This window comes from Paraburkholderia sp. PGU19, from assembly GCF_013426915.1.
Lineage (GTDB): Bacteria > Pseudomonadota > Gammaproteobacteria > Burkholderiales > Burkholderiaceae > Paraburkholderia.
In genome coordinates this window covers 1,044,151-1,061,472 of the sequence record NZ_AP023182.1, presented here as the reverse complement: position 1 = coordinate 1,061,472, position 17,322 = coordinate 1,044,151, and the positions used below count along the sequence as shown (strand labels likewise).

General features: G+C 66.5%; 12 protein-coding genes. All 12 read right to left on the bottom strand.

Translation table 11 applies throughout. The features are described 5' to 3' along the window. Positions 1–5 precede the first annotated feature (5 nt). The 12 genes from tssI to H1204_RS45175 all read right to left on the bottom strand — a co-directional run bounded on the left by tssI (position 6) and on the right by H1204_RS45175 (position 17,303). On the bottom strand, positions 6–2,213 hold the full coding sequence (gene tssI, locus H1204_RS45230) for a type VI secretion system tip protein VgrG (protein ID WP_180735468.1): 2,208 nt from the start codon (positions 2,211–2,213) through the stop codon (positions 6–8). Positions 2,214–2,228: 15 nt separating this feature from the next. Next, positions 2,229–3,305 (bottom strand): type VI secretion system baseplate subunit TssG, encoded by a 1,077-nt coding sequence (gene tssG, locus H1204_RS45225; RefSeq protein ID WP_243469016.1) that lies wholly within the window; start codon positions 3,303–3,305, stop codon positions 2,229–2,231. Continuing rightward, complete coding sequence (gene tssF / locus H1204_RS45220; protein ID WP_180735466.1) at positions 3,302–5,182, bottom strand: type VI secretion system baseplate subunit TssF; 1,881 nt, start codon at positions 5,180–5,182, stop codon at positions 3,302–3,304. Before tssF ends, tssG begins: the two co-directional genes overlap by 4 nt. After that, the gene (tssE, locus tag H1204_RS45215; protein ID WP_180735465.1) at positions 5,175–5,741 is read right to left on the bottom strand and encodes a type VI secretion system baseplate subunit TssE; all 567 of its coding nucleotides are present in this window, start codon (positions 5,739–5,741) and stop codon (positions 5,175–5,177) included. The genes tssF and tssE overlap by 8 nt, the downstream gene beginning before the upstream one ends. 12 nt (positions 5,742–5,753) lie before the next feature. Then, positions 5,754–6,245 (bottom strand): type VI secretion system tube protein Hcp, encoded by a 492-nt coding sequence (locus H1204_RS45210; protein ID WP_180735464.1) that lies wholly within the window; start codon positions 6,243–6,245, stop codon positions 5,754–5,756. A 32-nt stretch (positions 6,246–6,277) separates the two neighbouring features. Then, complete coding sequence (tssC, locus tag H1204_RS45205; protein ID WP_180735463.1) at positions 6,278–7,777, bottom strand: type VI secretion system contractile sheath large subunit; 1,500 nt, start codon at positions 7,775–7,777, stop codon at positions 6,278–6,280. Then, a complete protein-coding gene (gene tssB, locus H1204_RS45200) occupies positions 7,770–8,315 on the bottom strand; it encodes a type VI secretion system contractile sheath small subunit (protein ID WP_180735462.1) in 546 nt (181 codons plus the stop codon). The genes tssC and tssB overlap by 8 nt, the downstream gene beginning before the upstream one ends. 90 nt (positions 8,316–8,405) lie before the next feature. Then, entirely contained in the window at positions 8,406–9,464 is a 1,059-nt protein-coding gene (tssA, locus tag H1204_RS45195) for a type VI secretion system protein TssA (protein ID WP_180735461.1), read from the bottom strand. A gap of 29 nt (positions 9,465–9,493) precedes the next feature. Beyond that, positions 9,494–11,554, bottom strand: a complete 2,061-nt coding sequence (locus H1204_RS45190; protein ID WP_243469015.1) for a serine/threonine-protein kinase — start codon at positions 11,552–11,554, stop codon at positions 9,494–9,496. A 69-nt stretch (positions 11,555–11,623) separates the two neighbouring features. Further along, entirely contained in the window at positions 11,624–12,322 is a 699-nt protein-coding gene (gene tagF / locus H1204_RS45185; protein ID WP_243469014.1) for a type VI secretion system-associated protein TagF, read from the bottom strand. Continuing rightward, positions 12,304–15,966, bottom strand: coding sequence for a type VI secretion system membrane subunit TssM (gene tssM, locus H1204_RS45180; protein ID WP_180735460.1), 3,663 nt, complete (start codon positions 15,964–15,966; stop codon positions 12,304–12,306). The genes tagF and tssM overlap by 19 nt, the downstream gene beginning before the upstream one ends. After that, a complete protein-coding gene (locus tag H1204_RS45175) occupies positions 15,963–17,303 on the bottom strand; it encodes a DotU family type VI secretion system protein (RefSeq protein ID WP_180735459.1) in 1,341 nt (446 codons plus the stop codon). Before H1204_RS45175 ends, tssM begins: the two co-directional genes overlap by 4 nt. Between the last annotated feature and the right edge of the window lie 19 nt (positions 17,304–17,322).

The window sequence follows — 17,322 nt, the reverse complement described above, 5'->3', positions numbered from 1 at the left end:
GCTCGCTATGGGTTCAGCTTGAGCAGCGCGCCTTCGATCGTATGCTCGCCGCTCGCCGACGAACTGACGGTGGACGCCACGATGCTATGGCTCGACGAACCGACGGCTTTCACGTCCACGCCCTGGATCGTGACGTTGCCGGCGCTGTCCATCGTGATGCTCGACTTGCCGCACACGAGGCTGAGCTGCTGTCCCGCGACGATCTGGACTTGCCCGTCCGCCTGAACGGCGTGGTCGTTCGCCACACTGAACGATTGCGAGCCGCCGACGCTCATGTTGTGATCGAGCCCAATCACCGTCGTGCGCACAAGGCCGACTTCATCGACATGCGCAAGTCCGACCGACGTGTTCATCGCGCCCGCGACGGTCGTCTGATATAGACCGCCGATCGTCAGCGCCTTGCCCGCACCGATCGTTTCAGCCTTCGCGACAGCCACTGTTTCCGTGTGGTTGCCTGCAACGCTGACGAAGCGGTTCGCGCCGACGGAAACCGTCTCGTTCTGCGCGACCTCCGACGAGCGGTCGCCTCCGACGGCAAGGCTCTCGTTCCCGCCGACCTGCGCTGTCCGATGCTGCCCGACGCTGACCGTCTCATTGCTGCCGATCTGCTTCGCGCGATCGTTCTGCACGTTGACGGTCTCGTTGCGCCCGATGGTCTGCGTGCGGTCCCTGCCGATCAATGCCGTATGGTCCTGTTCGGCTTCGATGTCGAGATTGCGCTCCGCATGCATCCAGAACTGCTCGGCGCCTTTGCGGTCTTCGAAGCGCAGCGCGTTCGCATGCGCACTCGAACCGCCTGGCGTCGAGCGCGACAGGATGCCGCTTTGCGTCGCGCTCACGGGAAGCGCCCACGGCGGCATCCGGTCGGCGTTGTAGACGCGGCCGGTGACGATGGGGTAATCCGGATCACCATTGAGAAAATCGACGATCACTTCGTCGCCGACGCGCGGCACCTGCACGCCGCCGAAGCCGCCGCCCGCCCAGGGCGACGAGACACGCACCCAGCAAGAAGTGTTTTCGTCGCCATGCCCATAGCGGTCCCAATGGAACTGGAGCTTCACGCGCCCGTACTGATCAGTCCAGATTTCCTCGCCCTGCGGTCCCGTGACGACGGCGGTTTGCGGACCGCTCGTGCGCGGGCATGGCGTCGTGCGCCGCGAGCGGTACGGCAGGCTCGCGGGCTGTGCGACGAGTTGCGTGTCGTGCCGCACTTCGTCGCCGTCGTGGCTCGCATAGGCATTCTCTTCGAAGCGATACCAGCAACGCACGATCAGATATTCGCGATTCTGGTCCTCGCGCGGGCAGTGCTTCAGCGTGAACAGGTAGCCCGGCGCGGCGCCGCGCACATCGGTGTGACCTGCCGCGCGCTCGTGCTCCGCCTGCAGCTCTTCGAGCCTCACACGGTTGCAGCGCTCGCCATGCGCGTCGTCGCGATAGCCGCCCGGCCATTCGTAGACAGCGAGGCTGTCATGATCGTGCCCGCGAGGATCGGCGCGACGCACGGAAAGATCGGCGCGCGGCTTCGTGAAATCGTAGTCGCCCGCTTCGTGCCGGCCCGGATTGACTTCCTTCGCGGGCACCCAGCTGTCGATATGCTCCTCGTCCGCGATGGCTGCGCGGTCCTGTCCAACATAAGGAATCGTCGCGTAGCCGGGCAACGCGCGATGTGAAGCCATCGCGTCGCACAGCACCAGCGTGTGCTTGCCGGACGCATGCTCGAAGTAGTAGTAGATGCCTTCCTGCTCGATCAGCCGCGACACGAAATCCGCATCGGTTTCGTTGTACTGGACGCAATACTCGCGCGGCGCGTACTGATCGCTCAGCCGGCTCTCGATCTGAAACCCGTAAGGCGCCAGCGTTTCCTGCACGATCTCCGGCACGCTGCGCATCTGGAAGATCCGGCAATCGGCGCGGCGCGTCGCCAGCCAGAGCCACGGCCGCACCACGAGTTCATAACAGTAGTGGCGTTCGGCATCGCGCCCCGCCAATGCGGCGCGCGCGACGAGACCGTTCAGATAGCGGGTCGCGCTCCCCTGCTGCTCGATGCGCACGGTAACGGACTGCCCGAGCAATGCGTGCAGCGACAGGCTGTGACTGTCGGCCAGCGCCTCGATGCGAAACTCGAACATCCGGCCGAGTTCCTCGTCGCCGCTCAGGCGACGAAACTTCAGGCTGTCGCCGAGCGGGCTGTCCAGTGTGAATATGCGTGACACGAAACACTCCCCTGATCAGATCCGCGCGTCGGCCGCCGGACGCGTCGCTTCGCGCTGTGCACGCTCGACGACGTCGTGGTCGATCACGACATCGTTCGCGGGCGCGCAATCGCGCCGCACGCCCAGCCACGTGCTTCGGCCGATTCCCTCGCGAGCGCCGAGTCTCAACGCAGGCACCTGCGTGGCGGCAAGCTCCAGCCGCAACTCCCACGCGAACTCACTACCGACGTACTCGCGCACCCAGCGCGCGACGCGCGGCGCATTCGTTCCCCCCGGCAGGAGCGTGCGATAGGTTTCGAGCAGCATCGGACCGAGCACGATGCGAAAGCGCGACTGCCCGTCGCGAACCGCGCGGCCCAGCATTGCGCTCTCACCGAGCCGCTGCGTCGGACGCGCGCCGTGCAGCGTGGTGCGCAAGGGCGCATCGATCGGCATCCAATGCACCACATGCTCGACGATGCGTGCGGGCGCGCCGAACTCGCGCCGCAGGAACTGCACGAGACCTTCCGGGTTGCGCGTCTGCCGGACCCAATGCCCCGCGTGAAAACATTGCGCATGAGCCGGACCGCGCGTGCCCGGCGCGCCGGGTTGGCCATTTGCGCGCCCGATCAGGCTCGCGACGTAGCCGTCGAAGCGCGAGACACCGGAACGGTCATGACCGACGACGGGCTGCGCGTCGGCCCATGCGCGATAGAACAGCAGGATCAGCCGATGATGAAACCAGTCCGCGAATGCGCTCATCGAACGATCGCCGTGCGCATTGACGCGCTCATGCGTGTATTCCGTCAGATGATGCGGCAGCGGCCCGTTCGGTCCGAACAGCCCAAACCCGTTGACGGTCACGCGCGGCAACGCGTCTTCATCGCGCACGGCGGCCAGCATCGATGCCGCAAACGCCAGCGAAGGCTCCTCCCCGAGCCGCAACGGTTCGTCGCCCGGATGCGCGGCGCGTCCGAGCGCGACGGCATCGGACAGCGCATCGACCCAGCGCAAGGTCTCGAACAGATCGTGCTGTTCGGGCGCGGCGCGCAGCCGGCTCCAGAACGCGTCCCATCGGACGTTGGCGGTCAACGGCAGATCGCGGCGTGTCATATCGACGGCCTTCGCCCGACACGCGCGGGCCATTGCGCAAGCTCGCCCCGCTGCGGCGAATGCAGCGCGAACTCGGTAAAGGCGTTGATCGACGCATGCCGCGCAAAGAACTGTTCGAGTACGGCACCCAGCATATAAGGGCTTGCTCCCGCAAACGCCTGATCGTCGACGGTAAGCGTCACGCGCACGCCGCGGCCGAACACGATCGGACCGCGTTCAGGCAGACGCCGGTAAACGGGCTCGCAGGCAAGCCGCTGCACTGCTTCCGCCTGCCTGCGCATGGCGGCGTCGCCGTGCTGCGCGTACAGCGCCAGCAGTTCGCGCAGTCCGCGTGCACCGTCTTCGTCGTCGATGCGGGCGAGCGGCTGGTAGTTCAACCCGAGATGGCTGATCAGCCGCCACACGGCAGCGTCCTGCGCGAGCGGCGGCAGTGGCCGCGACGGACCGCGCAGCACCTTGACGCGTGCAATGGGCGCCGAAATTTTCGGTGTGAAATCGCTCGCGCCGCCAAGCGGCAGCAGCAACGGCAAATCGCGGTTCGTGCACAGCGTATCGCCCGACAGATGCCTCACGCGCTCGTCGAACGGCGCATGCTTGCGATCGACGAGCGAGACGAACACCTCGGTGCCCGGATAGCCCGTGCGCGCGCCATTCGCCCGCATCTGCGCGGACGCGACACGCGGCTCGCGCCGCACCGAGTAGTAAGCGGCGCCGTCATCGCGGTCGCGATCGGCATCACCACGGGCGAACGATGCATAGAACGGATGGAACTCGCAATCGCCCGCATCGCCCGTTCGATGCCCGCTGACGCGCGTGACGGCATAGACTTCGTGATCGAGCGGCCGCGAGCGGTCGGCCACGAGATGATATTCATGGGTACGCGGAGTGACGGGAATGCGATCGGTGCGCTTCGGAAAGAGATTGATCGCGGGGGTGCAATGGAGCGCGACATCGCGCGTATCGACCCGTGCGGCGAGCGCTGCATCGTCGCGATCCAATAGCAGCGTCAATTCGAATGTATCTCCGCAACACTGCGCGAGCGCACGCCGCAGCCCACTGATACTGAAGAACAGGCAGCGCGCGGGAAACACAAAGTATTCCTGCAACAGCCGATAGCCCTCGAAGGTCCGGCCGTCGTTCGGCAGCATCGCCTGCGACGGCTCGAAGCCCTCATGGACGACGGCATCCGCGTCGAGCACGACCGCGCGCGAGCGATCGCCCGGCGCATGAACCAGCACGCCCGCGACATGACAGGTCACCAGTTCGAGCAGCCTCGCCGCCTGAGACTCCGCTCCCGACAGATGGAACGTCAGCCGGTCGAGCGGCAACTCGTTCGCACGCGCACCGCCCGTCACGTCGATCCGGATGCGCAGCGCGGCGCTCGCGCGCGTGCGCAATGAAGCATCCACGGGCAGATCGAGAGGCACGCCCGTCATCTCGACCGCGCGTATCGCGAGCGGCCATAGCACGAGATCGTGAGCCGTGCGGAATTCGCAAGGCGTCAGCTCGCCGCTCGCCACACGCGCCTGCAACGCCGTGCCCGCCGGCATCGCAAAGCCGCGTGCAAGGCTGCCTTCGTTCAGTTCGGGTGTCATCTGGACGATCGCCATCGCCGGTATCGGCGCGAGCGCGTTCGGATAGACCACTTCGAGCAGGCGCTGCGAGAAGCGTGGAAACTCCGCGTCCATCTTCATCTGCACGCGCGCCGTGAGAAAACAGAAGCCTTCGAGCAGCCGTTCGACGTACGGGTCGGCCACGTCGATGCCGTGCATGCCGAGTCTTCCGGCGATCTTCGGAAACTGCTGCGCGAACTCGCCGCCGAGATGCCGCATGTAGCTCAGTTCGCGGTTGTAGTAGTCGAGAAACCGCTCATCCATGTGCCACGCTCCCCGTGCGTTCGCGCAGCGACACGACGCCCGATTCGAGATCGAGATCGGACAGCAGCAGGATTTCCAGCGGATAAGGCACCGACCAGAGTGTCGCGTGAATCTCGAGCGTCAGCCGGTTCTGGTGATGCAGGGCGCGCGCGTCGGTGACGCATCGCACGTCGATGCTGCCGGGCAAAAAGCGCGGCTCGAAGCGGACCATCGCCTCGCGAATCGACGCTTCGAGCCCGGCGAGATCGATGCCGGACATCTGCGTGCCCGCCAGCGAGGGTATGCCGTAGTTGGTCACCGAGCTGGCCGCCTCGCGATACACGGCGGCATCGATTTCGCCCAGCCCATTCGCGCTGTTGAAGAGCCAGCCGAGATCGCGCAGCACGGCCGCGCGCAGCCTCCTTTCGTCGATCCAGTGCGCGGGCAGGGCTTCCGCGTGCTCGTGCGGCGCGTTGTCGGTGAGCCGGTCGAGCAACGCGGGCTGAAGCCGGTCGCGCGCGCCGCGCCGGCCCGGCCCGTATGCGGGTGCCGGCGGTACGTCGTCGGTTTCGCTAAACATGGCGCGTTCCCCCTACATTTCCTTGTTCTTCTTGACGTCCCAGCCCATCGTCACCTCAGCGCCTTTGCCGCCGTTGGCGTTCTGCTCCCAGTACTGCTTCTTCACACGCGCCGCCTGGAACGCGTAGTTCATCAGCAGCCTCTCCGCCGTGTCGCCAGGATCGGTGCCCGCAACCTGCGCGGACGTGACCAGTACTTCTTCGAGCGTCACGCGCGAGAACTCGATCTGCGTGCCGCCCGTCTTGCACGACGAGATCTCGACCTTGTCGAGATGCTTGCCGCTTGCGCAGCACTTGAGTATCGCGGGGGCCGCCTTGTCCATGTACGCGACCACGACGAGATCGCTGAAGCTCGCCTTGCCGGTGCCGCCCCCGCCGCCCACCGCCATCGCGGCGGGCTGGCTCGCGCCCCACGAGAACGACTGGATGTCGCTCCAACCCTGATGCTGGTCGTCGGCCGATTCGCCCGTCGTGCCGTCGACCTTCATGAACATTGCCACTGCCATGTCATCCCTCCGTTTGATTTGATCGCGCTGCATCAGCGGTCCGCCGTCTTGACGGACGGCAGCTTCGCGACGAGCCGCAACGACACCGTCAACCCTTCGAGCTGATAGTGCGGACGCAAAAAGAACTTCGCTGCGTAATAGCCGGGGTTGTCCGCGATTGCGTCGACGACGACCTGCGCCGCCGCCAGCGGCTTGCGCGCCTTGGTCTCCTGCGAAGAATTGACGGGATCACCGTCGACGTAATTCATGATCCAGTCGTTCATCCATCGCTCCATGTCGTCACGCTCATGGAACGACCCGATCTTGTCGCGCACGATGCACTTGAGGTAATGCGCGAAGCGGCAGCACGCGAAGAGATAAGGCAGCCGCCCCGACAGACGCGCGTTCGCCGTCGCATCGGCATCGTGATATTCGGCGCTTCTGAACAGCGACTGCGCACCGATGAACGCGGCCACATCCGAGTTCTTTCTGTGCACGAGCGGCATCAGGCCGTTCTTCGCAAGTTCTGCTTCGCGCCGGTCGCTGATCGCGATTTCAGTCGGGCATTTCATGTCGACGCCGCCGTCGTCACTCGGAAACGTGTGGCACGGCAGGTTCTCGACCGTGCCGCCCGATTCGACGCCGCGAATCGACGAACACCAGCCATAGAGCTTGAACGAGCGGTTGATATTCGCCGCCATCGCATACGCGGCGTTCGCCCACGTATAGCGGTCGTGTTGCGCGCCGTCGGTTTGCTCCTCGAAGTCGAATTCGTCGACGGGATCGGTGCGCGCGCCGTACGGCAGCCGCGCGAGAAAGCGCGGCATCGCAAGGCCGACATAGCGCGCATCGTCCGAATCGCGCAGGCCGCGCCACGCGGCGTATTCGGTGTTCTGGAAGATTTTCGTGAGATCGCGCGGGTCCGACAGCTGCTGCCACGACTCCATCTGCATCAGCGCAGGCGACACGCCGCCGATGAACGGTGCATGCGCGGCCGCTGCGATCTTCGAGAGTTCGCCGAGCATCTCGACGTCCGGCGGCGAATGATCGAAGTAGTAGTCGCCGACGAGACAGCCGAACGGCTCGCCACCCAGCTGTCCGTACTCGTCCTCGTAGATGCGCTTGAAGAGCGGGCTCTGGTCCCACGCGACGCCCTTGTGGCGCTTCAGCATCCGCGCGACCTCGCGCTTGCTCGCGCTCATCACACGGACCTTCAGCAGCTCATCGGTCTCCGTGTGATTCACCAGATAATGCAGCCCGCGCCACGCGCCTTCGAGCTGCTGATACTCGGGATCATGAAGAATCGCGTTGATCTGCTCGCTCAGCTTTCCATCGATGGCGCCGATCAACTGCGCGATCGCATCGTATGCATCGGCGGAAAGCGTCACCGAATGCTCGAGTGCCTGATGCGCGAGCGTACACACCGCGCGCTGCACGGCGCCGCGCGCCTGTTCCGTGCCCGGCCGGATCTCTTCGTCGAGCAGTGTCGTGAACCGCTCGTCCGTCAGCGTCGCTTCGACGACCTGCGTCAAGGTCTGTGCGCCCCTACTCATGGCTGTCTCCTTCGAGGCGCGGTGCGCCACCATCTTCAGCGTCCCGCGCTGCCAGCGACGCGAGCAGCGCGGGATTGGCCAGCGCCCGCGCGATCAGTTCCTCCGCGCCGCGCTTGCCGTCGATATACGACAGCAGGTTCGCCAGCTGCGTGCGCGCGTCGAGCAACCGCCGCAACGGCTCCACGTTGCGCGCGAGCGCAGCCGGCCCGAAGTCGTCGATGCTCCCGAACGCGACATCGACCTTCAGCTTGCCTTCGCCCGTCAACGTGTTGTCCACTTCGAGCGACAACGCGGGCGCGAGCGCTTTCATGCGTTCGTCGAACGTGTCGACCTCGATCTCCATGAACTTGCGCTCAGCGAGATCCGGCAGCGGCGTCGCGCGATGCCCCGCGAGATCGGCCATGACGCCCATCACGAATGGCAACTGCACCTTCTGCTGCGCGCCGTACAACTCGACGTCGTATTCGATCTGAACCCGGGGCGCGCGATTGCGCGCGATCAGTTTCTGCCCACTCGACAAAGTCTTTTGACGTGACATTCGCTCCTGCTCCTCGCGCACGATGCGTGCGCCGATCCTGGTTCAACAACGATGAACGCGCGCCGCGGTTCTCGTACGGCGCACCCCGCTCTACGCACCGTGGCCGTGGCCGCTCAGCAGTTCGACCTGTTGCAGCGCTTCGGGCGCGATGTCCCTGACCAGCTCATAGAAATCGAGCGTCAGCAGACGCTGCACGCGGCGCAGCAGCAAGGGCGCCGGATGCCCCATTTCGTGTTCGTCGAAATAGCGGCACATTTTTTCGAGCGCCAGCCCGACGTCGTCGCGATTCGCGAACTCGGCGTCGCGCCACGCGTTCGACCGCGCGCCTGGGACAGCGGAAGCGCGCTCCGTCGCGCGGGTGTCGTCTCCCGCTGTCGCATTCGCGGGAAGCGTCGTGGCCCGTTCGTCGGCGGTATCGGCGGCGGGATCGTCAGATTGCGCGGGCATCTGCGCAGGCACCCCGTCGCGGATGCGCCGGAAAACCCGTTCGACACGGCCCGGCTCGGGCATCCACTGCGGGCCGATGCGCGCCGTCACCGTCGCGCGGATCGCGTCGAGACTGTCGAGCGCGCCATGCACGACGGCCCACGTGTGCGCACCCTCGTGGCACAGGCGCCGCATCTCGTCCTTCAGGCGTTCGACGCCTCCGGGATATCGGCCGGCGTTCGAAGCGCGTCCGTCGAGAAGCTCTTCCGCGTCGCGCACGGTCAGGTTGTCCGTCAATACCGATTCGAGCGCCACACGCGCACACGCATGGTCTCCGACGATGCCTGCAAGCGAGTTCATCCGCGGTGTCGGGTCCGGCTCGCCGTCGATGTCGAGTGCCGGGTGCAGTTCGTCCCAATAGTCGGCGAGCCATCGCTGGACGAGAGCAAGCCCGTCCGCATAGCCGTCGAGCCCGCGCGTTGCGATCCACGCGCGCACCAGCGGCGCGGCGATGCGCAGATCCCGCGTGCGCATGAGCAGCATGCGGGCGACGCGTTCCACTTCGGCCCAATCGGGCACCTGTTCGGCAATCACCGTCGCGCCGTACTGCTGTTCGGGCCGTCCCGCGGCGCACTGTTGCAGCAGCAGGAAGTCTGCGTCGTACTCGAGATCGGGTCCGCATCGGGATGTGGCATCGACGGGAGCAAGAAAGCGTTCATTCATGGCAGTGGTGTCCTTGCGTCAGATCTCTCTCATTCGAAGCGGTAGCTGATATTCACGGGGCCGCTGCCTGCATCGAGCCTGACGGTTCGCCGCATCGACGGCAGCTGGCCATTGCGGATCTCGATGTCGTACTGGCCGGGCGCGAGCGCAAGCGTCTTCAGCGGCGGACTGACGCCACGCTTGACGCCGTCCACGTACACCTCGCCCCACGGATAGACCTGCAAGCGCACGGCAACGAGCTTCGGCGGCCGGGGCTCGTCGCTGGCCGATGCGCCTTGCGCGACCTCGACGCCGGAGGCGGCGGATGCCGTAGCACTCCGCACGTCGGCGGCTGGCGCAGCGCCTGCGACGTGTGCATCGGTCTCGGGGGCGATCGTGGGCGCCAGCGCTTGCATGCTGGGCGCTGACGACGCAGGCGCGCCCGCTTCAGCGGCTTCGGCCCGACGCGGCGCGGATGCACCCGCCGCAGACGACGCCGGCAAGTGCCGCGCGATCACGACGGGCGCATGCACGGCGGGTGCGGTTGCGAGATCCGATTGCCGGTCGGGTCCGCGAATCGCGTATTCGAACAACCTGTACGTGCCGGTGCACACGACCGCGATCAGAACCAGCACGCCCGCTATCGCAACGGAGCGCCGCCGGTTCATACGTTCCGCAGGGCGTGTCGCCGCAAACGCCAACGCACGCCATGTGCCCGACACCCGCGCGAGAACGGATTGCGCGTGCTGCCGCATACCGGCTGCCCACATGCGCCGATCGTCCGCTGGCGCAGGTTCGGCGTGCGCGCTTTCGTCGGGATGCGCGTTATCCGGCGACGCCTCTGCAGCGACGCTCTGCTGGTGAGAATCATTGAATGGCGGCGCGACGGTCGCGTCGGGATCGGTGCGGCCATTCGATGCACCGTCGCTCAGGCCGGTTGCGTCGCGAATCGCCGCGCCGCCCGTCGGCTCATTGCGCCCGGTTCGCGAGTCCGCTTCTCGCGTCGCATCCGTTGCCCGCGCAGCTTGCGCTTCGCTCGCCGCGTGCGGCGCGGGTTGGGGCTGCGCGGTTCGAGACAATGCGTCGCGGTCCGCGCCATGCCGGACGTCCTGCTGCGCGACGGCGCCCGCACCGCGCGCGCGCTCGCCGGGCGCATACACACAGGCACCCGCTTCACGCAGCCCCAGTTCCCTCGCAAACGCCGCCACCGAATCCGGACGGTCCTCGATTCGCAATGCCAGCGCGTGATCGACGGCTTCGAGAAACGCGCGGCTGTAACGCTCGCGTCCCGCGAACGCGCGCGACGCCAACGGCCGCCACGTATCCTGAATGCTGCGCACGACCGCGGCCGGCGGCGGCTCGCCGACGATCATCGCGTGCATCACCGCCCCAAGCGAATAGATGTCGGTCCACGGCCCCTGCGCGAAGGCGGGGTCGTCGGTGTATTGCTCGATCGGCGAGTAGCCCGGCTTGAGCATCACCGACGTTTCGTCGACGGCATCGCCGATCGACTTGCGCGCCGCGCCGAAATCGAGCAGTACGGGCTTGCCGTCGGCGGGAATCAACACGTTGTCGAGCGAGATGTCGCGATGAAAGCACTGCGCGCGATGCAGCGTGTCCAGTGCGCCGAGCAGCGCCGCGACCAGACCCAGCAACTCAGCTTCGCTCATCGGCTCCTGTGTCGCGGCGCGCTGCTTCAGCGTAGGACCTTCGTAGAACGGCATCACCATATAGGCGGTGCCGTGGCTTTGCCAGAACTGCAGCACCTTCACCAGACCGGGATGATCGAATTGCGCCAGCAGCCTCGCCTCGTTCAGAAACGCCGCACGGCCTGAATCGAATGCGGCGGCGAAGCGTTCCGCGCGCAGGCACACCGTGAAGTCGCCGCCACGCTGCGCGAGCAGCGAGGGCATGTATTCCTTGACGGCAACGGCACGTTGCAGCGTGCGGTCGAATGCACGATAGACGATGCCGAATCCGCCGATGCCCAGCACGGCGTCCAGTTCGAATTCACCCAGCCTGTGCCCTGCGGGCAACGGCCTCGCGGCGCCTGTGGTGCCTGTCGCATCGGTTGCTGTCGCCAGGCGTTCCTTGAACAACGGGTCCATCATTTACGACCTCTTCATCAATATCGCGACCGTCTTGCACTGCGGCGCGCCACGCGAAACCCTTTCGCCGGGTCAATACGCGGCGCGCGCCGGTGCGCCGAAAAGCGTTCGAAACAGCCGCGCGTCGAACCTGCCCGTATGCGCGTACGTCCTGGGCGGCGAATCGTTCACCTGAAGCGTCCACCAGAAGCTGGTCGCGCCGTGCGGATCGAAAAACTCGGCAAGATTCGGCCAGCCTGCCGTCTGGACCTCGCACGCGCGCCGCGCGTCGCCATCGGAAGGATCGCGCGCGCCTGCTTCGCGCGGCATGTGTATGCCACGCAGCACGTCATCGAGCTGCTCAGGGCCTTGCGCTTCGCGCACGGCGTCGATTAGCGCCGCGCCCACGTCGCCGGCGAGGCCGGTCGCCGCGAGCGTCGCATCGGGGGTGTAAGCGTCGGCATCGAGCACGAGCGCCGCGACGACCGGGTAGTACCGTCCGACACGGTCGCAACTCGGCGCGAGGCAGCCCAACTGCACGCAGCCGGCGCCCGTCCCGCCAGGTATCGCGAAGTGCCACACGGGCGCAACCGCGAAATAGCGGGCGAGCCCGTCCGCCGCGCCCTGCCGTAGCTCGACCATGCCCCGCTGCACCCAGCTGTCCCACCACGCAGCGAGTCCCGCGGACATGCCGCGATTGACGAAGTCACCCGCACCGGGCAGCTTGCCGAACCAGCCGAACTGCAACAGGCGGCCGTTCGCTGTCGCCTCGCTCATGATTTGCCCGGGCATGTGAACGACTCCATCTGTGCGAGACGAAACGGGTTATGCACCGAATCCGCGGTGATCTGCACCTTGAACGTTTTGCCGTCCACCGCGAAGCTCGCGATCAGTTCTTCCGGCACGCGGCCCCGCTCGATCCGCGCATGGTCGAACAGGCGGTACAGCGCCCACGGTCCGTCGGCGACCCAGCCGTCCGTCGCACCCGATTGCTCGACGACCTGCAGCCGGGCCTGATTGTTGCCGCCGGGCGCGGGCCACTGCAGCGTGATGGGCGCCTGCGGCCCATGCGCGTAGCGGACGGCCTGGCCGCCTGCATCGAGTGCCCATTCGGAAATCGCCGGGTCCATGTCGAGCGGCTTGATCTGCACCTTCACGGCAGGGTCGCGACTGCCGCCCGCGAAAAACACGTCGCGTATCACAGCGGCCTTTTCGAACGATGCGAGAAACGGCGCGGCATTTCCGGCCGTGATCCCGTCCGTATTCGCTGTTGCGTCGGCACTCGAAGGCGCGGCATTGAACCGCCAGGGTCGCGTGGCCGTATCGACGCGCGTCTGCAGGTTCTTGCGGAAGAAGTCGTCCATCAGTCCCGCAGGCGCGAAGACCTGTGCGAAGTCGCCCAGCGCCACGTCGCGCGGCGAGCCGTGTGCAAACGGATAGCGGCCCGCGATCGCCTGCCGGCAGAAATCGCCGACGTCAGCCGAGGCGCTGCGCGCGAGATTGCGCTGAGCAAGCGTCGCGACGCTGCCGTTCGCGCCATCGGCCAGGTCGCCGAGCATCTGCCTGAATGGCGCGGGCATCCGGCCGGCCTGTGCGCGCACCTTGTCGGGCACATCGGACGGCGGCGGCATGCCGCCGCTGCGCAACGCGGCATCCGTTGCGCTCAGATAGGTATAGAGATCGTCGACCAGCTTCAGCATGCCTTCGATCGGCGCATTGTCCGAGCGGTTCTCGCCATGCGCGAACTGACGCAGGCCGGCGAAGTGGTTGTCGACCACGGCTTCCAGCTTGTCGCTTGGTGCCGTTGCGTCGCCCGCCTGCCCGTTCGAGAAGATGCCGGCCAGCGCGTGCCGTGCGCTTTCCACCTTGTCCTGCGCACGGTCGGCGAGACCCGCGCCGCCCGTGCCCGGATCACTGCGAGTCAACGCCGTCTGCGCAGCGGCGGCGTCGATCAACCGGGTCAGCGGCGACTCGGGCGACGACAGCACGCGCGCGGCCTGAATGCTCTGCGCAAGCGATTCGCCCGTTTGCAGACGGATGTCGACCAGGTACGCGTCCCACACGCGCACGTAGTCGTCGAGGTACAACGTGCGGATATCGCGTGCCCATGCTTGCGCTGCGACGCGGTTCGGCACATCGCTCTCCTTCAGGTTGAGCACCCACTTCTCTTCGCCGGCGAAGGCGCCGATTGCATCGTCGAGCCGCTTGTCGAATACGTCCCAGTAGCCACGATACGTGTAGAGCCCCGGCAGCGCGTCGTTCAGACTCTTGCCGCTTTGACGGCGGAATACGAGCGCAGCGGATGGCCCCCCCGCATGCGCGATGTCGAAGTCATACGACTGGGTGGCGCCGCGCAAGGTGCGCGTCAGTTGCGCATAGAGCCGTTGCGCGAATGTCAGCTGTTGCAGCCGCGCGCGCGTGTCGGACACGAGCCGCTCGTTCATCGCGAAAGGCGACAGCACGACGCGATCGGCGAACAGCGCCGCCAGATGCGTGCCGAGTGCCGACCGTTGCGCCGCCGTCAACGGACGCGTGAGCGTCCGCTCGAACGCCAGCTCGAGCACGGCCTGGACATAGGCGGGTTCATAGTGCGCGCCGTCGTAAAGCATCAGGTACGCCTTGAGCGCCGCGTAGGCGAACGTCGGATCGTCGTCGCCGCGCGCGCTTTGCAGCGTCGCTTCGAGACGCCGCGCCGCGAGCGGCAACAGCAGTTCGTCGAGCGCGCGCTGATAGACGCCGTTCGCCGCCGCACGCGTCTTGTCGCCCTGAAAGAGTCCCCAACGATACGCAAGCGGCGGCGACAGGGCATCGACACGCCCGGTTCGAGCAAGCTGTCGCAAATCGTCGAGCACGGGCAACACCTGTTCGATGCCCGCCGTATCAGTCAGCGACGCATGCCTCAACTGCTGGTCCAGCGCTGCGACGCGCGCGCTCACGTCATCGAGATAGCGGCTGTTGTTGACGTAGCTGCGCATCCACAGCGCGAGTGCGATACACAGCAACAGGGCTGCCGTCGAATAGCCCGCCACGGTCAGCACATGCTTGCGCCGATGCCACGTCAGGTTCGTGCCGGCCAGACTCGTCTCACCGACGATGAGCCCCTGCAGCAGATCCTTGAGGAAAAAGCTGCGCCCGCTCGCGCCCGTCTGCGTGGCAGGCGGCACGCCGTCGATCTGCAGGAAGCGCTTGATGCCGCCCATCACACGGTCGAACACGGTGCCTTCCTGCGTGCCGCTCGTCAGATAGACGCCGCGCAGCATCGGCAGCGTGCCGAATTTCGATTGAGAGAACACCTCTTCGATCAGCTGCGCGAGCACGTCGCGCAGCAGCGCGAATTGCTGCGGCAGCGAGTAGATCAGTTCGCGCCGGCGCACGTCGGATTCCGCGCAGAGCAGTTCGGGCAGCGCGTCGTCGAGCCGGCGATGCAGCAGATCGTACTCGCGATCGAACGCCGCGCGCAGATCGAAGTCCGGCGCGCGGCTCTCGTCGAGCCCGAACGTGAAGCCCCACACCTGCGCCCGCTCCGCGCGGCTCAATGCGCTGAAATACTCCGAGAAGCCAGCCAGCAGATCGGCCTTGGTGACGAGCACGTAGACGGGAAACTGGATGCCGAGTTGCGAGCGCAACTCCTGGAGGCGCTTGCGCAACGCCATCGCGTGCCCGGTGCGTTGCGCGTCCGATGCGCCAAGCAGGTCCGTCACGCTGATCGTCAGCAACGCGCCGTTGAGCGGCTGCCTCGGCCGGTATTTTCTCAGTAGCCCGACGAAGCCCCGCCACTCTTCTTCATCGAGCGCGCGATTGCTTTCTTGCGTCGTATAGCGGCCCGCCGTGTCGATCATCACCGCTTCGTTGGTGAACCACCAGTCGCAATGACGCGTGCCGCCCACGCCGCGAATCGCCGCCTTGCCGAACTGTTCGGCGAGCGGAAAGCTCAGCCCCGAGTTCACCAGCGCCGTCGTCTTGCCCGAGCCCGGCGCGCCGATGAAGACGTACCACGGCAATTGATACAGATAGCGGCGCGACAGCAGTCCGATCCATCCGGACACGCCGGAGCGCCGCTCGTCTCCCGGCGCGAGGCCCATCGTCTTCAACAGCGACGATGCTTCGCTGAAGCGCTGCCGCAGTTCCGCGAGATGCGCGGGCTCCCCTTTCGGATCGTCGGATGCAGGGCCGCCTGCCTGCAGCTGGTTCAGCAATTGCGCGTTCAGCCGTGCGGCGCGCCACCGTCGCCAGCCGATGCGAGCGCCCCATCCCGCAAACAGCAGGGCGATCAGCAGCGCTCGCGCCACCGCGGATTCGAGCGGATGCCAGTCGCCGAATGCGACGAGCGGTCCCGCCACCCAGATCAGCACGCCCAGTGCAGCGAGCCCGATGAACACGGCACAGGCGCGCAGCACGAACGGACGCGCCGGCAGCGACGAAGCGAACGCGTTCATGGCGTCACCTGTACGGAAGACGCGGCACGCTCTGGCGACGGCGCGGCCAGCAGCGTGATTTCGACCCGCCGGTTGCGCGCGCGGCCGGCAGGTGAATCGTTCGGCGCGACGGGGTCCATTTCTCCGCGTCCTTCTGCGCGAATCCGGTCCGTCTGCGTGATGCGCGCTGCAAGCAGCCGTGCGACAGCTTCGGCGCGCGCTTGCGACAGATCCCAGTTCGATGCGAAACGTGCACTACGCACCGGCACGTTGTCCGAGTAGCCCGCAACGACGACATGTCCCGGCGCACGCTCGAGCGCATCCGCAACCCGCCCTAGAACGGGCGCATAGCGATCGATCACGGCGGCCGAGCCGGATTCGAACAGGCCGTCGCCATGCAATGTCACGACGCTGCGTTCCGCGTCGTCGCGCACGGACACGAGACCCGCGCGCACTTCCGGTTCGAGGAAACCCGCGAGGTGCGGTGCAACGGCTGCGTGCACTGCGGGCATAGCCGCTTGCTGCGGCTGGAGATGCGGCACGTGCATGCGATCGATCGAAGCAAACACCTGGTCCGAGTGCCCCGCGAGCGTGAGATCGAATGCAACGTAGGCACCGAAGCCGATCAACCCCGCGAGCGCGGCGCATGCCCAGACGGGCACGACGAAACGGCGCGCGCGCTCGGCCGGAATCTCGTCGCGCCAGTGCGGCGAAAGCGGCGCGCCGTACTCGCCGCGCGCCTGCCGGATCAGCCGCGCGACGCGCCGCATCAGCGCGTCCAGCTCCGAGCGCCCGTGGTCGAGCACACGGTAACGTCCCTCGAAACCGAGCGCGAGACAGTAGTACAGCAGTTCGATCAGATCGAGATGCTGCTGCGCGTGCTGCGACAGTCGCGCAAGCACCTGAAAGAATTTCTCGCCGCCCCAGGTTTCGTTATGAAACGCGACGAGCAGGCTGTCGGCGGACCATGCGCCGCTGCCGCCCCACGGTGTCAGCGATGCTGCTTCGTCGAGCGCGGTGCACAGGCAATAGCGTGCGCCGATGATCGTCTCAAGCGCCACGCCCGCGCGTTGCGCGCGCATCTCGAACTGACGGATCTCCGACGCGAGGTGCTCGCGCAGCCAGCGCGGATTCGGGTGATGCACGGTCCAGCGAATCTGCGGAACCAGATTCAGCAACGGGTTCGCCACTGCCACCAGCGGATTGCGACTGCTGACGGCCGGCGCTTCGTATTCGGGCTTCGGCTCGCGCCCGGCCGCGTTGGCCGCGTGTGCGTCGTCGATCGGCGCAGCCCCGCCGGGGTTCGGATGAACGAAGCCTCCGGGTGCGCCTGCGACTGCTTGTTGCCAATGGTTCATGAGTGTTCCGCCCGTCGTG

What these genes read in the sequence shown, in the direction of transcription:
- tssC (WP_180735463.1), bottom strand. Translation starts at nt 7,777, where the DNA reads ATGAGTAGGGGCGCACAGACCTTGACGCAGGTCGTCGAAGCGACGCTG.
- tssF (WP_180735466.1), bottom strand. Translation starts at nt 5,182, where the DNA reads ATGGATGAGCGGTTTCTCGACTACTACAACCGCGAACTGAGCTACATG.
- tssB (WP_180735462.1), bottom strand. Translation starts at nt 8,315, where the DNA reads ATGTCACGTCAAAAGACTTTGTCGAGTGGGCAGAAACTGATCGCGCGC.
- H1204_RS45175 (WP_180735459.1), bottom strand. Translation starts at nt 17,303, where the DNA reads ATGAACCATTGGCAACAAGCAGTCGCAGGCGCACCCGGAGGCTTCGTT.
- tssE (WP_180735465.1), bottom strand. Translation starts at nt 5,741, where the DNA reads ATGTTTAGCGAAACCGACGACGTACCGCCGGCACCCGCATACGGGCCG.
- tssM (WP_180735460.1), bottom strand. Translation starts at nt 15,966, where the DNA reads ATGAACGCGTTCGCTTCGTCGCTGCCGGCGCGTCCGTTCGTGCTGCGC.
- H1204_RS45210 (WP_180735464.1), bottom strand. Translation starts at nt 6,245, where the DNA reads ATGGCAGTGGCAATGTTCATGAAGGTCGACGGCACGACGGGCGAATCG.
- tssA (WP_180735461.1), bottom strand. Translation starts at nt 9,464, where the DNA reads ATGAATGAACGCTTTCTTGCTCCCGTCGATGCCACATCCCGATGCGGA.
- tssG (WP_243469016.1), bottom strand. Translation starts at nt 3,305, where the DNA reads ATGACACGCCGCGATCTGCCGTTGACCGCCAACGTCCGATGGGACGCG.
- H1204_RS45190 (WP_243469015.1), bottom strand. Translation starts at nt 11,554, where the DNA reads ATGATGGACCCGTTGTTCAAGGAACGCCTGGCGACAGCAACCGATGCG.
- tagF (WP_243469014.1), bottom strand. Translation starts at nt 12,322, where the DNA reads ATGCCCGGGCAAATCATGAGCGAGGCGACAGCGAACGGCCGCCTGTTG.